The sequence below is a fragment of the Microbispora sp. CSR-4 genome, assembly GCF_008033685.1.
Taxonomy (GTDB): domain Bacteria; phylum Actinomycetota; class Actinomycetes; order Streptosporangiales; family Streptosporangiaceae; genus Microbispora.
This window is the reverse complement of record NZ_VJVX01000256.1, coordinates 1-510: the sequence shown is the minus strand read 5'-3', so window position 1 is coordinate 510 and position 510 is coordinate 1. Positions and strand designations below refer to the sequence as shown.

Below are 510 nucleotides of genomic sequence, written 5' to 3'. Positions count from 1 at the left end.
CCGGCCGGTCAGGCGGTAGTCGACGTCGTAGTTGATCCAGTAGGTGCGGACGACGTACTTGTCGCCCTTCTTCAGGTAGAACGCCTTGCCGTCACGGGACTGCTTGCCCTCTTCCCAGCCACGCGGCTTGAAGCGGTATTCCTTGTCCGTGACGCCGGTGCCCTCCTTGAAGGGACCGTCGGCCGGGGTGCCCTCGGGGTTGAGCTTCTTCCAGTCGTCCCGCTTGACGTAGACCTTCTGCGAGTCGCGGGTGCCCTCCTTGACCACGTGGGCGGTGTCGACCACGGGCCGCATGGTCAGGTGGGAGTAGGCGTTGTCGCGGTCGAGCTTGGCCTTGGCCCGCTTGGCCTCGCGGGAGGTCTCGTAGGTGCGGGCGTAGCTCTTGCTGGAACCGCTGGTGGGCAGGACGCCGTTGTAGACGGTCACGAACGCGTAGTCGCGGTCGCCGTCCTCGTAGACGTCGAAGTCGTAGTGGGTGTACGCGGTCTTGCCCACGTAGATGCCCCACGG

At 65.5% G+C, this 510-nt stretch carries 1 pseudogene; it reads right to left on the bottom strand.

What is annotated here, in order from left to right:
• Nucleotides 1-510, bottom strand: a pseudogene (locus tag FLV34_RS39720) (hypothetical protein); the annotation flags it as partial.